At 47.6% G+C, this 14,159-nt stretch carries 11 protein-coding genes; 10 read left to right on the forward strand and 1 reads right to left on the reverse strand.

What is annotated here, in order from left to right:
- The first annotated feature begins 2 nt into the window (after window positions 1–2).
- Window positions 3–1,763 (forward strand): pyruvate kinase, encoded by a 1,761-nt coding sequence (gene pyk / locus BpJC4_RS07410; protein WP_151680320.1) that lies wholly within the window; start codon window positions 3–5, stop codon window positions 1,761–1,763.
- Window positions 1,764–1,819: 56 nt separating this feature from the next.
- Here pyk and ytvI read toward each other — a convergent pair whose 3' ends face one another.
- Window positions 1,820–2,938: a sporulation integral membrane protein YtvI gene (gene ytvI, locus BpJC4_RS07415; RefSeq protein ID WP_151680319.1), complete on the reverse strand. Its 1,119-nt coding sequence runs from the start codon at window positions 2,936–2,938 to the stop codon at window positions 1,820–1,822.
- A 176-nt stretch (window positions 2,939–3,114) separates the two neighbouring features.
- Between ytvI and BpJC4_RS07420 the strand changes: the two genes are divergently transcribed.
- The 9 genes from BpJC4_RS07420 (at window position 3,115) to BpJC4_RS07460 (ending at window position 13,819) form a co-directional block, all read left to right on the forward strand.
- The gene (locus BpJC4_RS07420; protein ID WP_371862170.1) at window positions 3,115–3,582 is read left to right on the forward strand and encodes a DUF441 domain-containing protein; all 468 of its coding nucleotides are present in this window, start codon (window positions 3,115–3,117) and stop codon (window positions 3,580–3,582) included.
- Window positions 3,583–4,053: 471 nt separating this feature from the next.
- The gene (gene citZ, locus BpJC4_RS07425) at window positions 4,054–5,169 is read left to right on the forward strand and encodes a citrate synthase (RefSeq protein ID WP_151697724.1); all 1,116 of its coding nucleotides are present in this window, start codon (window positions 4,054–4,056) and stop codon (window positions 5,167–5,169) included.
- A gap of 182 nt (window positions 5,170–5,351) precedes the next feature.
- Entirely contained in the window at window positions 5,352–6,626 is a 1,275-nt protein-coding gene (gene icd, locus BpJC4_RS07430; RefSeq protein ID WP_151697725.1) for an NADP-dependent isocitrate dehydrogenase, read from the forward strand.
- Window positions 6,627–6,724: 98 nt separating this feature from the next.
- Complete coding sequence (gene mdh, locus BpJC4_RS07435; protein ID WP_151680316.1) at window positions 6,725–7,663, forward strand: malate dehydrogenase; 939 nt, start codon at window positions 6,725–6,727, stop codon at window positions 7,661–7,663.
- Between the two features lie 123 nt (window positions 7,664–7,786).
- Entirely contained in the window at window positions 7,787–10,453 is a 2,667-nt protein-coding gene (gene polA, locus BpJC4_RS07440) for a DNA polymerase I (protein ID WP_151680315.1), read from the forward strand.
- A gap of 35 nt (window positions 10,454–10,488) precedes the next feature.
- Window positions 10,489–11,322, forward strand: coding sequence for a DNA-formamidopyrimidine glycosylase (mutM, locus tag BpJC4_RS07445; protein WP_151680314.1), 834 nt, complete (start codon window positions 10,489–10,491; stop codon window positions 11,320–11,322).
- 69 nt (window positions 11,323–11,391) lie between these two features.
- Window positions 11,392–12,024 carry a sporulation membrane protein YtaF gene (ytaF, locus tag BpJC4_RS07450; protein ID WP_151680313.1) on the forward strand — a complete coding sequence of 211 codons (633 nt, stop codon included), beginning with the start codon at window positions 11,392–11,394 and terminating at the stop codon, window positions 12,022–12,024.
- Window positions 12,025–12,052: 28 nt separating this feature from the next.
- On the forward strand, window positions 12,053–12,655 hold the full coding sequence (gene coaE, locus BpJC4_RS07455; protein WP_151697726.1) for a dephospho-CoA kinase: 603 nt from the start codon (window positions 12,053–12,055) through the stop codon (window positions 12,653–12,655).
- 132 nt (window positions 12,656–12,787) lie between these two features.
- Entirely contained in the window at window positions 12,788–13,819 is a 1,032-nt protein-coding gene (locus BpJC4_RS07460; protein WP_151680311.1) for a glyceraldehyde-3-phosphate dehydrogenase, read from the forward strand.
- The last annotated feature ends 340 nt before the right edge of the window (window positions 13,820–14,159 follow it).

Genomic DNA, 14,159 nt, shown 5'->3' on the forward strand with positions numbered 1-14,159 from the left:
CAATGAAAAAGACAAAAATCGTTTGTACGATTGGACCTGCGAGCGAAAGTGTTGAAATGCTTGAGAAATTAATGGAAAACGGCATGGATGTATGCCGCTTGAATTTCTCCCACGGGAGCCACGAAGAACACCTCGCAAGAATTAAAAATATCCGCCAGGCTGCAAAAAATAAAAATAAAACAATCGGTTTGCTGCTTGACACAAAGGGTCCGGAAATCCGCACGCATGATATGAAAGACGGCGGATTCGAATTAGTGGAAGGCATGACGCCGATTATTTCAATGACGGAGGTCCTGGGAACACCGGAAAAATTCTCGATTACATATGAAGGCCTGATCAATGATGTGCATGTCGGCTCTAAAATTTTACTTGATGACGGCCTGATCGAGCTTGAAGTCACCTCCATTGACAAAGAAAACGGGGAAATCCATACGAAAGTCATGAACCGCGGCGTTTTGAAAAACAAAAAAGGCGTGAACGTTCCGGGCGTTTCTGTCAACCTGCCAGGGATCACGGAAAAAGATGTCAGCGATATTTTGTTCGGGCTCGAACAGGGCATCGATTTTATTGCGGCTTCTTTTGTGCGCCGCCCGTCAGATGTTCTGGAAATCCGCCAATTGTTGGAAGAACATGACGCTTTGCATGTGAAGATTTTCCCTAAAATCGAAAACCAGGAAGGCGTGGACAATATCGATGAAATCCTGGCGGTGTCCGACGGTTTAATGGTTGCCCGCGGCGACCTTGGCGTTGAAATCCCGACTGAAGCGGTGCCTTTGGTGCAAAAAGAATTGATCAGAAAATGCAATATGCTCGGCAAACCGGTGATTACCGCAACACAAATGCTTGATTCGATGCAGCGAAACCCACGCCCGACACGCGCCGAAGCAAGCGATGTGGCAAACGCGATTTTTGACGGCACCGATGCAATTATGCTGTCCGGCGAAACAGCTGCCGGGAAATATCCTGCAGAAGCTGTTAAAACGATGTACAATATTGCGGTCCATGTTGAAAAAGCGATTAACCATCGCGATATTTTAAATAAACGCAGCAAGAGCACGGATCATAATATGACCGATGCTATCTGCCAGTCTGTAGCGCATACCGCTTTGAACCTGGATGTCAATGCAATTATCGCGCCGACAGAAAGCGGCTATACGGCGCGCATGATTTCGAAATACCGCCCGGCCGCCCCGATTATTGCGGTTACTTCCGATCCAAAGGTACAGCGCAGCTTAACGGTAGTATCCGGCGTTTATCCGCAATTGGGCACGCAGGCTAAAAATACCGATGAAATGCTTGAAATTGCTGTTGACGAAAGTTTGAAATCCGGCATTGTCCGTCACGGCGACCTTGTTGTCATCACGGCTGGCGTTCCTGTTGGCGGAAAAGGCACAACGAACTTGATGAAAGTCCACTTGATCGGCGATGTGCTGGCGAAGGGCCAGGGTATCGGCAGACAATCGGCGTTCGGAATGGCCGTTGTCGCAAACAATCCTGAAGAAGCAGCAGCGAAAGTGGAAGAAGGCTGCATTTTAATCACAAAAAGCACGGACAAGGAAATGATGCCGTCCATCGAAAAATGCACCGCTCTCATTACCGAAGAAGGCGGCCTGACGAGCCATGCCGCGGTTGTCGGCATCAATCTCGGCATACCGGTGATTGTCGGCCTCGAAAATGCAACCTCAATCTTTAAAGACGGCCAGGAAATTACGGTGGATGCGGCAACCGGTTCGGTTTACGACGGGCATGCAACCGTACTGTAAAGGTAAAGGCAACAAAAACCGCAGAGGCAGCACCTGTCCCTGCGGTTTTTTGTTGCCTACACGATTTTTTTGCCCATGATATAGTTCCAAATATCATGGAAAACGCGGGCGCGGATCAGCGTCGTCAGCAGCACAAGCGTGATAGGACCGAGGATCAGGCCGAGGAAGCCGACCATTTTATAGCCGACAAACAGCGCAATCAGCGTGGCGAGCGGATTCATTCCGATGCTGGATGACAAAATTTTCGGCTCCATGATCTGCCTTTGGACAACGACGACGATATAAAGGACCGAAAGCCCGATTGCAAGCGGAATGCTGCCGGTAATAAATTCGTAAATAATCCATGGCACAAATACGATTCCCGTCCCCAAATACGGCAAAATATCAACGATGCCGCAGACGAGGGCGATTGTAATCGCATAGTCGACCCGCAAAACCAGAAGTCCGATGAGCACAATCACGAGCGTCATGGAAATGAGCGTCAATTCGGCACGGATAAATCCGAACAGCGCATTCCTGAGGTCGGAAAAAACGGTGATCCCGCTTCTCCTTGCTTTTTTCGGCAGCAAAAGCTTCCCTTTTTCGGAGAAGCTGTTCCAGTCTTTGCTGATGAAAAACGTTGCCAGCAAAGCAAAAATGAGCACCGTTGCCGCATTTGGAATCCAGGAAACAAGCCCAGGCAGTTTTTTAAACAGCCCCGATAAAAAATCCCCTGCGGAAGAGGCGATTTTCTGGCCGGCAGTTTGGATGTTTTGCACTATCGTTTCCTGCTGGCCTGCGTCAAGATTTTTAAACAGTCCCGCCAATTGGTCGTACAAAGGCAGCACCTGGGCGGTCACAAGCGATTCGGTATAATTGACGAGCGTTTGGACATGCTTCGGCAGCACATCGGCCAAATAATTGGCTCCCGCCACAATTTCGGCGACAAGCAATGTAATGATGCCGACAAAGACACCGATAATAAAAATCAGGGATATAATAACGGCAAGGGTGCGCGGAAGCCTTGCCTTTCTTTCAAGGAAATTGACAAGCGGATTAATGAGCAGCGCAATAAAAAGCGCAATTAAAAACGGATAGGCGTACTTCACGGCCAGATACACGGCATAAATTCCGGCGAGAATGCACAAGGCAACAAAGAGGCCCCGAAACGCCCGGTGTATGTAGACAGAATTCAATCATGACCCTCCTACGAATGGTTTATGCTATTATTTTACACGGTGGCGACCGCAAAACAAAGGAAAAGAAGTTTTTTTCTGAAATACTTCCCTTCTCCATCTTTGCTCAATATTCAGAAAAATAATCGCTTATCTGCGGAATTTTTTAAAAAATATAGAAAGAAGGTTGAAATGATTTGTACCAGCCGTATTTATTTTTGCTGATGCTGCTTGCGATTGGTTTTGTTGCAAAAAACCAGTCTTTGATGATTTCCATTGCTGTTCTGCTTGTCTTAAAAGTTGCGGGGCTTGATGCCAAAATTTTTTCCGCGATCCAGTCAAAAGGGATCAACTGGGGCGTAACTATTATCACCATTGCCGTCCTGGCGCCGATCGCAGCCGGTCAGATCGGATTTAAAGATTTATATGAATCATTAAAATCTCCTTACGCCTGGATTGCGCTCGCATCTGGTGTTGTGGTGGCACTATTGGCAAAAAACGGCATTACCCTGCTGTCCAGTGACCCCCAGATTACGACGGCGCTCGTGCTCGGCACCATTCTCGCCGTTTCGCTGTTTAATGGGGTTGCTGTCGGCCCGCTGATCGGGGCGGGGATTGCGTATATGGCAATGAAAATCGTCGAATGGGTCTCAAACAGTTTTTAAGTGGAAGCCTGCAGGAGAAATCTGCGGGCTTTGACTTTCAGCGCGGTTATAAAAGTAGGCTATTTGTGGAATTCACCCGGATCCCCCCGCACGCCGCCTCTTACCGTAAGCACCGCTTTGTCCGCAGGAGCCTCGCAAATTCGGATACTGGATCATGTCAAAACAAAATGATTGTCACCCAAATAATGAAAGCGCTATACTAAAAGAGAAAATTCCTAGCTGTTTTTGTCTATTTTTTGTACAAATATGTAAGAAAATTGTTTATAATAATTCATGTAAGCGAGAACAAGAACGACAAAAAATAGACAAATATAAATATTATATTATAATAGGATATGTGATCGCTTGCATGGTGCCGGGGCACAATCGATTTTTTGTCGATTGTTTTTCGCAGAAACAACGTATAAACCAAATTCAACTTATTTACGTTAGAGATGGGGAAAACTACCGTAAGGAGAAGGAGAGATAACCATGACAGCAACACGAGGTCTAGAAGGGGTAGTCGCCAGTGAAACCTCAATCAGCTCGATCATCGATGACACGCTTACATATGTCGGCTATAGCATTGATGATTTAGCGGAAAATGCCAGTTTCGAAGAAGTGATCTATTTATTGTGGAATTTGAAACTTCCGACACAGGCCGAACTGGATGAATTGAAGCAACAGCTGGCGGAAAATATGGAGTTGCCGAAAGAAATACTTGAAAGCTTTAAAACCTATCCGATTGAAAAAGTCCATCCGATGGCCGCGCTCCGTACCGCTGTTTCTGCGCTGGCGCTTTATGACGAAGAAGCGGATGCGATGGACAAGGAAGCGAATATGCGGAAAGCTGTCCGCCTGCAGGCTAAGATTCCTGCTATTGTCGCGGCCTTTGCAAGGGTAAGGAAAGGCCTCGAACCGGTTGCACCGCGAAAAGATCTTGGCTTTGCCGAGAATTTCCTGTATATGTTAAAGGGGAAAGAACCGGATGATATTGAAGTGGAAGCATTCAACAAAGCGCTTGTGCTGCATGCGGACCATGAGCTGAACGCTTCGACTTTTACCGCGCGCGTTTGTGTTGCGACGCTTTCCGATGTGTATTCCGGTGTTACTGCTGCAATCGGCGCATTGAAAGGGCCGCTGCACGGCGGGGCAAACGAGCAGGTCATGAAGATGCTCACCGAAATCGGATCAATTGATAGAGTGGAAGATTACCTGCAGGAAAAATTCATGAATAAAGAAAAAATCATGGGATTCGGACACCGCGTATACAGAAAAGGTGACCCGCGCGCGAAGCACCTGAAAAAAATGTCGGAAAAACTGACAGAACTGACCGGGCAGCGCGAATATTACGATATGTCGGTAAAAATTGAACAAATCGTTACAACTGAAAAAGGCATTCCGGCAAATGTAGACTTTTACTCCGCATCTGTTTATCATTGTCTTGGAATTGACCACGATCTGTTCACACCGATTTTTGCGGTCAGCCGCGTATCCGGGTGGCTTGCCCATATTTTGGAACAATACTCCAATAACCGGATTATCCGCCCTCGTGCGGAATACGTCGGTCCCGGCATGCAAAAATACATCCCGATCGAAAACCGTTAACCGGATGGTTTGCGTCTGCTAAAAGCTTCTTAAGGGGATGGGGCTTTTTCTTACAAGTGCGGCTGTCTGAAAAAGGATGGGCCGTTCTCCAGCTGGTACTTCCGGGAGGGGCCGGCCCATCCGTGCACGAAAATAAAGATTAACAGAAATATACCTGATATGGAACTGGAGGAGATTTCTATATGGCACAAGGAGAAAAGATCACCGTTGAAAACGGCGTTTTAAAAACACCGAACAACCCGATTATCCCGTTCATCGAAGGCGACGGGACCGGCCCGGACATTTGGGCGGCTGCACAGCGCGTGCTGGACGCTGCCGTTGAAAAAGCATATAAAGGCGAAAAGAAAATTGTATGGAAAGAAGTATATGCAGGAGAAAAAGCTTTCAACAAAACGGGCGAATGGCTGCCTGCTGAAACGCTTGATACGATCCGCGAATATTTAATTGCGATTAAGGGCCCGTTAACGACTCCTGTCGGCGGCGGCATTCGCTCTTTAAATGTTGCGCTGCGCCAGGAACTCGATTTGTTTGTCTGCCTCCGCCCGGTACGCTATTTTGATGGCGTCCCGTCTCCGGTAAAACGCCCGCAGGATACCGATATGGTCATTTTCCGGGAAAACACGGAAGACATATACGCAGGGATCGAATACAAGGAAGGCACGCCTGAAGTGAAGAAAGTCATCGAATTTTTGCGAAATGAGATGGGCGTAAATAAAATCCGCTTTCCTGAAACATCCGGAATCGGGATCAAACCGGTTTCAAAAGAAGGTACGGAACGTCTCGTGCGCGCCGCAATTAATTATGCCATTAAAGAAGGCCGGAAATCCGTTACGCTTGTACATAAAGGCAATATCATGAAATATACGGAAGGCGCGTTTAAAAATTGGGGCTACGAACTGGCGGAAAGGGAATTCGGCGATAAAGTATTTACATGGGCCGAATACGACCGCATTAAAGAAGAAAAAGGGGTTGAAGCCGCGAACCAGGCACAGAAAGAAGCGGAAGCAAACGGAAAAATCATTATCAAAGACGCGATCGCCGATATTTTCCTGCAGCAGATTTTAACGCGTCCACGTGAATTTGATGTCGTTGCTACGATGAACTTAAACGGCGACTATATTTCCGACGCGCTTGCTGCACAGGTCGGCGGCATCGGCATTGCGCCGGGGGCAAACATCAACTACGAAACCGGCCATGCGATTTTTGAAGCGACCCACGGCACTGCGCCGAAATATGCGGGACTGGATAAAGTCAACCCTTCATCCGTCATCTTGTCGGGCGTATTGATGCTTGAACATTTGGGCTGGAATGAAGCGGCAAAACGAATTATCCAATCAATGGAAAAAACGATTGCTTCCAAAGTGGTCACTTACGACTTTGCCCGCCTAATGGAAGGGGCAAAAGAAGTTAAATGCTCTGAATTCGGGGATGAGTTGATCAAAAACATGGCGGAATAACACCGTCCAAAATGAAAAGCGCGGGATGAAGAATTCACTGAATGCATGCAATAGACTGCTCTTTGAATAGCCAGTTTACATTAAAACAAGGGGGGGCCATCTTGATGAAGAGGAAAAAAATTTCGGTCATTGGCGGGGGATTTACGGGGGCCACAACCGCATTTTTGCTCGCCCAAAAAGAACTCGGGGATGTGGTGCTCGTCGACATTCCGCAAATGGAAAATCCGACGAAAGGGAAAGCTTTGGATATGCTCGAAGCTTCACCGGTACAGGGATTTGACGCAAATATTACCGGCACATCCAATTATGAGGACACAAAAGATTCCGAGGTTGTTGTCATCACTGCAGGTGTCGCGCGCAAACCAGGGATGAGCCGCGAAGACCTTGTGCAAACGAACCAAAAAATCATGAAAAGCGTGACGAAAGAAGTCGTGAAATACTCGCCAAATTCAATGATCATCGTTTTGACAAACCCGGTTGACGCCATGACTTACACGGTTTTCAAAGAATCCGGCTTCCCGAAAAACCGTGTCATCGGCCAATCCGGCGTACTGGACACGGCGAGATTCCGAACATTTGTGGCGCAGGAATTGAACTTGTCCGTAAAAGATGTCACCGGTTTTGTGCTCGGCGGCCACGGCGACGATATGGTTCCGCTTGTCCGCTATTCGTATGCAGGCGGCATCCCGCTTGAAAAATTGATTCCGAAAGACCGGCTTGAGAGAATAGTGGAACGTACGCGCAAAGGCGGTGGCGAAATCGTCAATCTCCTCGGCAACGGCAGCGCCTACTATGCGCCGGCGGCATCCTTGGCAGAAATGGTTGAAGCGATTGTGAAAGACCAGCGCCGCGTCCTGCCGGCGATTGCTTATCTCGAAGGCGAATACGGCTATAACGGTATTTACCTTGGTGTGCCGGTGATTTTGGGGGGCAACGGCATTGAAAAAATTATCGAACTCGATTTGACCGAGGAAGAAAAAGCTGCCCTTGATAAATCCGCCGGCTCTGTAAAGAACGTCATGGCTGTTTTGGACTAATCAAAAAAGAATGAAGCCTAAATGGGCCTGTACTGGTCCGTTTAGGCTTTTTTGCATTTTACGCCTTAACAAGTGCAGCTGTTTTTCGTTTTCATGGAAACATGCTAAAATGGGATAAGGAGTATGAACGTATATTCTCCACTTTTTTGGGAGGTTTTTGTTTTGAAAAAATTGATTTTAATTGACGGAAACAGCATCGCCTACAGGGCATTTTTTGCTTTGCCACTTTTAAATAACGACAAAGGGATACATACAAATGCGGTGTACGGCTTTACAATGATGCTTTCTAAAATTTTGGAAGAAGAAAAGCCGACGCATATTTTGGTGGCGTTCGATGCCGGTAAAACGACATTCCGTCATGAAACATACAGCGAATACAAAGGGACCCGCCAAAAAACCCCGCCGGAGCTTTCCGAACAGTTTCCGCTCATCCGCGAATTGCTCGATGCATTTGGGATCGAACGGTACGAATTGGAAAATTATGAAGCGGATGACATTATCGGCACGATGTCGAAATTGGCGGAAGAAGAAGGGTTTGAAGTGACAGTTATTTCCGGGGACAAAGATTTGACCCAGCTTGCCTCCCCGAAAACGACAGTCATGATAACGCGCAAAGGCATTACCGATATGGAAGCCTATACGCCGAAACATCTGCAGGAAAAATACGGGCTTGCGCCGAAACAAATCATCGACATGAAAGGGTTGATGGGCGATACTTCCGATAATATCCCGGGCGTGCCGGGCATCGGGGAGAAAACCGCGGTCAAGCTGTTAAAACAGTTTCCGACGGTGGAAGAGCTGTTAAGCCATATCGATGAAGTGTCCGGCAAAAAATTACAGGAAAAACTTGAAGCCTATAAAGACCAGGCACTCATGAGCAAGCAGCTCGCCACGATCAACCGAAACATTCCCCTCACGATTTCGATCGGCCAGGCGGAATACAAGCATGCGGATATGGAGAAATTACGGCGTTTATATCAAGAATTAGGGTTTAAGTCGATGCTCGAAAAAATGGGTGAAGACGACCAGCCGGGAGAAAAAGCCGCGCTAGAATCCATATCTTTTTCCATTGCCGAAGACATCACAGACGGCCTTTTTGCCGATATTTCCTCTTTCTATGTGGAAATTTTGGATGAGAATTACCATACCGGCGAGATCATTGGTTTCGGGCTGAAAAACAAAAACGGGCTCTTTTTCCTGCGCGCAGAAGATGCTCTGCATTCCACCGCTTTTAAACAATGGGTGGAAGATGACGAAAAAATCAAGCATGTATATGATGCAAAACGCTCGATTGTCGCTTTGCGGCGTTACGGCATGGAACTGAGGGGCATCGATTTTGATCTTTTGCTCGTTTCCTACCTGCTGAACCCATCCGATACGGTGGAGGATTTCGCTTCCGTTGCAAAAACGCACGGCTACGAAAATGTTGAAACGGATGAAGCGGTGTACGGAAAGGGGGCAAAACGGAGGCTGCCGGAAGAAAATGTGTATGCCGAACATATTGCCCGCAAAGCGGAAGCGATCGCAGCCCTTGAAACCCCGTGCACGGATGCGCTGAAAGAAAATGAGCAGCTTGAGCTGTTTGAACAATTGGAGCTGCCCCTTTCGCTTATTCTGGCGGATATGGAATACACCGGGGTAAAAGTCGACACGAACCGTTTAAAAGAGATGGGCGAAGAATTTAAAAGCAAACTCCATGAGATTGAGCAGAGAATATACGAAATGGCCGGCACAACGTTCAATATCAATTCGCCGAAGCAGCTCGGCATCATCCTTTTTGAAAAATTGGGGCTTCCGGTCATTAAAAAAACGAAAACGGGCTACTCCACATCGGCGGATGTGCTGGAAAAACTGGAACCTGCTCACGATATTGTGAAGGAAATCCTCCATTATCGCCAGCTCGGAAAACTGCAGTCCACTTATATTGAAGGGCTGTTAAAAGTCGTGCATGAAGACGGGAAAGTGCATACGCGGTTTAACCAGGCACTGACGCAGACAGGACGCCTCAGCTCCACCGACCCGAACTTGCAAAACATCCCGATCCGCCTGGAAGAGGGTCGGAAAATCCGGCAGGCGTTTGTGCCGTCCGAAGAAGGATGGGTCATCTTCTCGTCCGACTATTCGCAGGTTGAGCTGCGTGTGCTGGCCCATATTTCAGGCGATGAAAAGCTGATCGAAGCGTTCCAGGAAGATATGGACATTCACACGAAAACGGCGATGGAAGTTTTTCACGTCAAAGCGGAGGACGTAACGCCGAATATGCGCAGGCAGGCGAAAGCCGTCAATTTTGGGATCGTATACGGAATCAGCGACTATGGACTTTCGCAAAACCTTGGCATTACGCGGAAGGAAGCGGGCGAATTTATCAACCGGTATTTCAAAAGCTACCCGCGCGTCAAGGAATATATGGATGAAATTGTCACGGAAGCAAAACAAAAAGGCTATGTTTCAACGCTTTTGAAACGCCGGCGCTACATTCCGGAAATCACAAGCCGGAACTTCAACCTGCGCAGCTTTGCGGAAAGGACGGCGATGAACACGCCGATCCAGGGGAGCGCCGCGGATATCATTAAAAAAGCGATGATCGACATGGCGAAAAGGCTGAAAGAGGAAAACCTGAAAGCGCGGATGCTGCTGCAAGTCCATGACGAATTGATCTTTGAAGCGCCAGAGGAAGAAATTGAAGTGCTGAAAAAAATCGTGCCCGATGTGATGGTGCATGCCCTGGAGCTGTCGGTTCCCTTGAAAGTCGATTCCGCATACGGGCCGACGTGGTTTGACGCAAAATAAGATTTGGCAACAAAGAAAGGAAAGAGGAATCAAGTATGCCGGAATTGCCGGAAGTAGAAACAATACGAAAGACGCTGGAACAGCTTGTAACGGGCGAAACGATTAAAAAGGTAACCGTGCTTTGGCCGAAAATCATTAAAAGGCCGGAAATCCCGGAACAGTTTGCCGATGCCCTGAAAGGTGAGACGATCCGCTCGCTCGGACGGCGCGGCAAGTTCCTTATTTTTTACACGGATAAATATGCCCTTGTTTCCCATTTGCGAATGGAAGGGCGCTACCAAGTTTACGGCAAAAGCGAACCGGTGGAGAAGCATACCCATATCATTTTCACTTTTGCATCCGGAAAAGAATTAAGGTATAAAGATGTGCGCAAATTCGGGACAATGCATTTGTTTTTAAAAGGGGAGGAAATGGCGTCTCTTCCGCTTTCGCAGCTCGGGCCGGAGCCGTTTTCCGATGCGTTTGCCGAATCGTATTTGTACGGGAAATTAAAAAAAACCGAGCGGAATATTAAAGCGGTCCTGCTTGACCAGACAGTTGTGGCAGGGCTTGGGAATATTTATGTCGATGAGGCGCTGTTCCGTTCCGGCATTTATCCGGAACGGAAAGCAAAGTCGCTGACGAAAAAAGAAGTGCACCTGCTCCACCACGAAATCATCGAAACACTGCGTGAAGCCATTGATAAAGGCGGGAGCACCGTCCGTTCTTATGTTAACTCACAGGGACAGATCGGCATGTTCCAGCTGGAATTGTTTGTATACGGCCGGAAAGGGGAGCTCTGCAAAAAATGCGGCACCCCGATCGAAAAGATGGTTACAGCCGGCCGGGGCACCCATTTCTGTCCGAACTGCCAAAAGAAACGCAAATAATTTCATGAACATCGGCTAAGCCCCTTCCATACACTGATAGCAGCATGCGAAACGGGAGGGGCGAGGGCCATGGGGCTTCAGCTTTCAATATGGTTGTTGGCATTTGCCGTCAGTTTGGATAATTTCAGTACAGGTTTTACATACGGGCTGCGGAAAATGAAAATTCCGCTCAAATCTTTAATCATTATCGCGTTATGCTCGGGCACATCTTTATTTATATCAATGCTGTTCGGAAAAACATTACTGCATTTGATGCGGCCGGAAACGGCAAACCGGCTTGGCGGCGCCATTTTGATTTTAATCGGTTTATGGGTAATTATCCAATTTTTCCTGTCGAACGATGAAAAAGAAGATCCTGCGGAAAAGGTCGTTCTGAACCTTGAAATCCACTCTTTGGGCGTGGTTATCCATATTTTAAAAAAACCGACGAGCGCGGATTTCGACCGGTCCGGCATTATTACCGGAATTGAAGCGGTCATGCTCGGGATTGCCCTGTCGCTTGATGCGTTCGGGGCGGGGATCGGCGCGGCGATGATGGGATATTCCCCTTATTTGCTCAGCCTGCTCGTTGCCGGCATGAGTTTTGTGCTTGTGTCATCCGGCATCCGGCTTGGTAAACTTTTTTCCCATTTGCAGTGGATCCAAAAAGTCTCTTTTATTCCAGGCATCCTGCTCATTTTCATCGGAATTTGCAAATTTTAAAGTACATGATAAGTTGCGGGGGATGGACATGGCGAACATTATCGGATTAACAGGAGGGATTGCAAGCGGCAAAAGCACGGTTTCCAATATGTTGAAAGCAAAAGGTTTTACGGTGGTCGATGCCGACGTGGCCGCAAAAAAAGTGGTGGAACCCGGCAAACGGGCCTATGAACATATTATAAAAACATTCGGGAAAGGGATATTGCTTGAAGACCGTTCGATTGACCGGAAAAAACTGGGTGCGCTCATTTTCCAAAATGAAGATCTGCGGCTGAAACTAAATGGAATCGTCCATCCGGAAGTCCAGGCCTGGATGGCGCGGGAAAAAGACCGGGCGCTCGGGGAAGGGAAAAAGACGGTAATCATGGATATCCCGCTTCTGTTTGAAAGCCGGCTCACCTTTATGGTGGAGCGTACCATTTTGGTATACGTGGACGAAGAAACGCAGTTAAAAAGATTAATGGCCCGCAACGGGTTTTCAGAAGAAGAAGCGCTGATGCGGATACGCGCGCAAGTGCCGTTAAAGGAAAAAACGGCGCTTGCCGATGCCGTGATCGACAACAATGGCGGCCTCGTCGAAACAAAACGGCAGCTGGAAAAAATTATATTGAAATGGAATTTAGAACCATGATCTTTTGCATCATGGTTTTTTCTATGGAAAAATGGATGAAATAACGCTACACCACTTAAAAAATATGATATACTAATTAAAGAATAATGGTTTAAAAAGTATGTCACTTATTATTTGAAGGAGTTGTACACTGTGGAAACGAAAATCGCGATTAATGGTCTTGGCCGTATCGGCAGGATGGTTTTCAGAAAAGCCATGATGGACGATTCTTTAAATATCGTGGCAGTGAATGCCTGCTACCCTGCTGAAACTTTGGCACATTTAATCAAATATGACACCATCCACGGCGTATTCCAGGGCGAAGTCAAGGGAGTAGGGGATACGCTCATTGTGAACGGAAAACATGTCCAACTGTTGGCAGAACGCGATCCGGCCAAACTGCCGTGGGAAAAATTGGGCATTGATCTTGTCATCGAAGCGACCGGCAAGTTTAACGCGCGGGAAAAAGCTGCACTCCATTTGCAGGCGGGCGCCAAAAAAGTGCTGCTGACGGCACCGGGGAAAAACGAAGATGTCACCATTGTGTTAGGGGTAAATGAAAACGTTTTAGATATCGACCAGCATCACATTATTTCAAATGCTTCATGCACAACAAACTGCCTCGCACCGGTCGCAAAAGTGCTTGATAAACAATTCGGCATTGTGAACGGCCTGATGACGACAGTGCATTCTTATACAAATGACCAGAAAAACATCGACAATCCGCATAAAGACTTGCGTCGCGCCAGGGCCTGTGCCCAATCCATAATCCCGACGACAACAGGCGCCGCCAAAGCTTTGGGCCTTGTCCTGCCACAATTAAAAGGAAAACTGCACGGCATGGCGCTGCGTGTGCCTACCCCGAACGTGTCCCTCGTGGATCTCGTTGCCGATTTGAAAAAAGAAGTAACTGTGGAAGAGATAAATGATGCGTTCAAGGCGGCCGCGATAGGTTCACTTAACGGTATTTTGGATTATACGGAAGAGCCACTCGTTTCTGCGGATTATAATACCAATCCGCATTCCGCTATTGTTGACGGGCTTTCTACGATCGTGATGGAAGGGAACAAAGTAAAAGTTTTGGCTTGGTATGACAATGAATGGGGCTACTCTTGCCGCGTAGTCGAACTGGCGCAGCTAGTTGCCGAAAAAATGGAACAGGCGGAAAAAATGAATATCGCATAATGGAAAGCCGGTGCGGTGTCCAAACCATTGGCGGTTTGAATGCTGCAACCGGTTTTTTATATACAGGCCATCCACGAGGCACTAAGGGATAAGAAGGCCGAGCGAACCCCGCAGCGGGCAACGCGGGGAGCCCCGCGGAAAGAAGCGGCTTTCGCAATGAGAACACGGCATAAATCAAAAAAACAATGATTGCATTTACCGGGCAAAATCAGTATACTATTTTCCGTGAACTTCTGATGAATCACGCATGAAAATGAAGTTAGGCTTTTTCATTGCGACTACTTAAAGGGTTAGGACCTCTTAGGACTAACTTTCCCCCGTGGTAGTGGCAAGTAAGTGA

Source organism: Weizmannia acidilactici, assembly GCF_008974185.1.
In the GTDB taxonomy this organism is placed as follows: domain Bacteria; phylum Bacillota; class Bacilli; order Bacillales; family Bacillaceae_C; genus Weizmannia; species Weizmannia acidilactici.

What these genes read in the sequence shown, in the direction of transcription:
- pyk (WP_151680320.1), top strand. Translation starts at nt 3, where the DNA reads ATGAAAAAGACAAAAATCGTTTGTACGATTGGACCTGCGAGCGAAAGT.
- citZ (WP_151697724.1), top strand. Translation starts at nt 4,054, where the DNA reads ATGACAGCAACACGAGGTCTAGAAGGGGTAGTCGCCAGTGAAACCTCA.
- icd (WP_151697725.1), top strand. Translation starts at nt 5,352, where the DNA reads ATGGCACAAGGAGAAAAGATCACCGTTGAAAACGGCGTTTTAAAAACA.
- polA (WP_151680315.1), top strand. Translation starts at nt 7,787, where the DNA reads ATGAACGTATATTCTCCACTTTTTTGGGAGGTTTTTGTTTTGAAAAAA.
- mutM (WP_151680314.1), top strand. Translation starts at nt 10,489, where the DNA reads ATGCCGGAATTGCCGGAAGTAGAAACAATACGAAAGACGCTGGAACAG.
- ytaF (WP_151680313.1), top strand. Translation starts at nt 11,392, where the DNA reads ATGGGGCTTCAGCTTTCAATATGGTTGTTGGCATTTGCCGTCAGTTTG.
- coaE (WP_151697726.1), top strand. Translation starts at nt 12,053, where the DNA reads ATGGCGAACATTATCGGATTAACAGGAGGGATTGCAAGCGGCAAAAGC.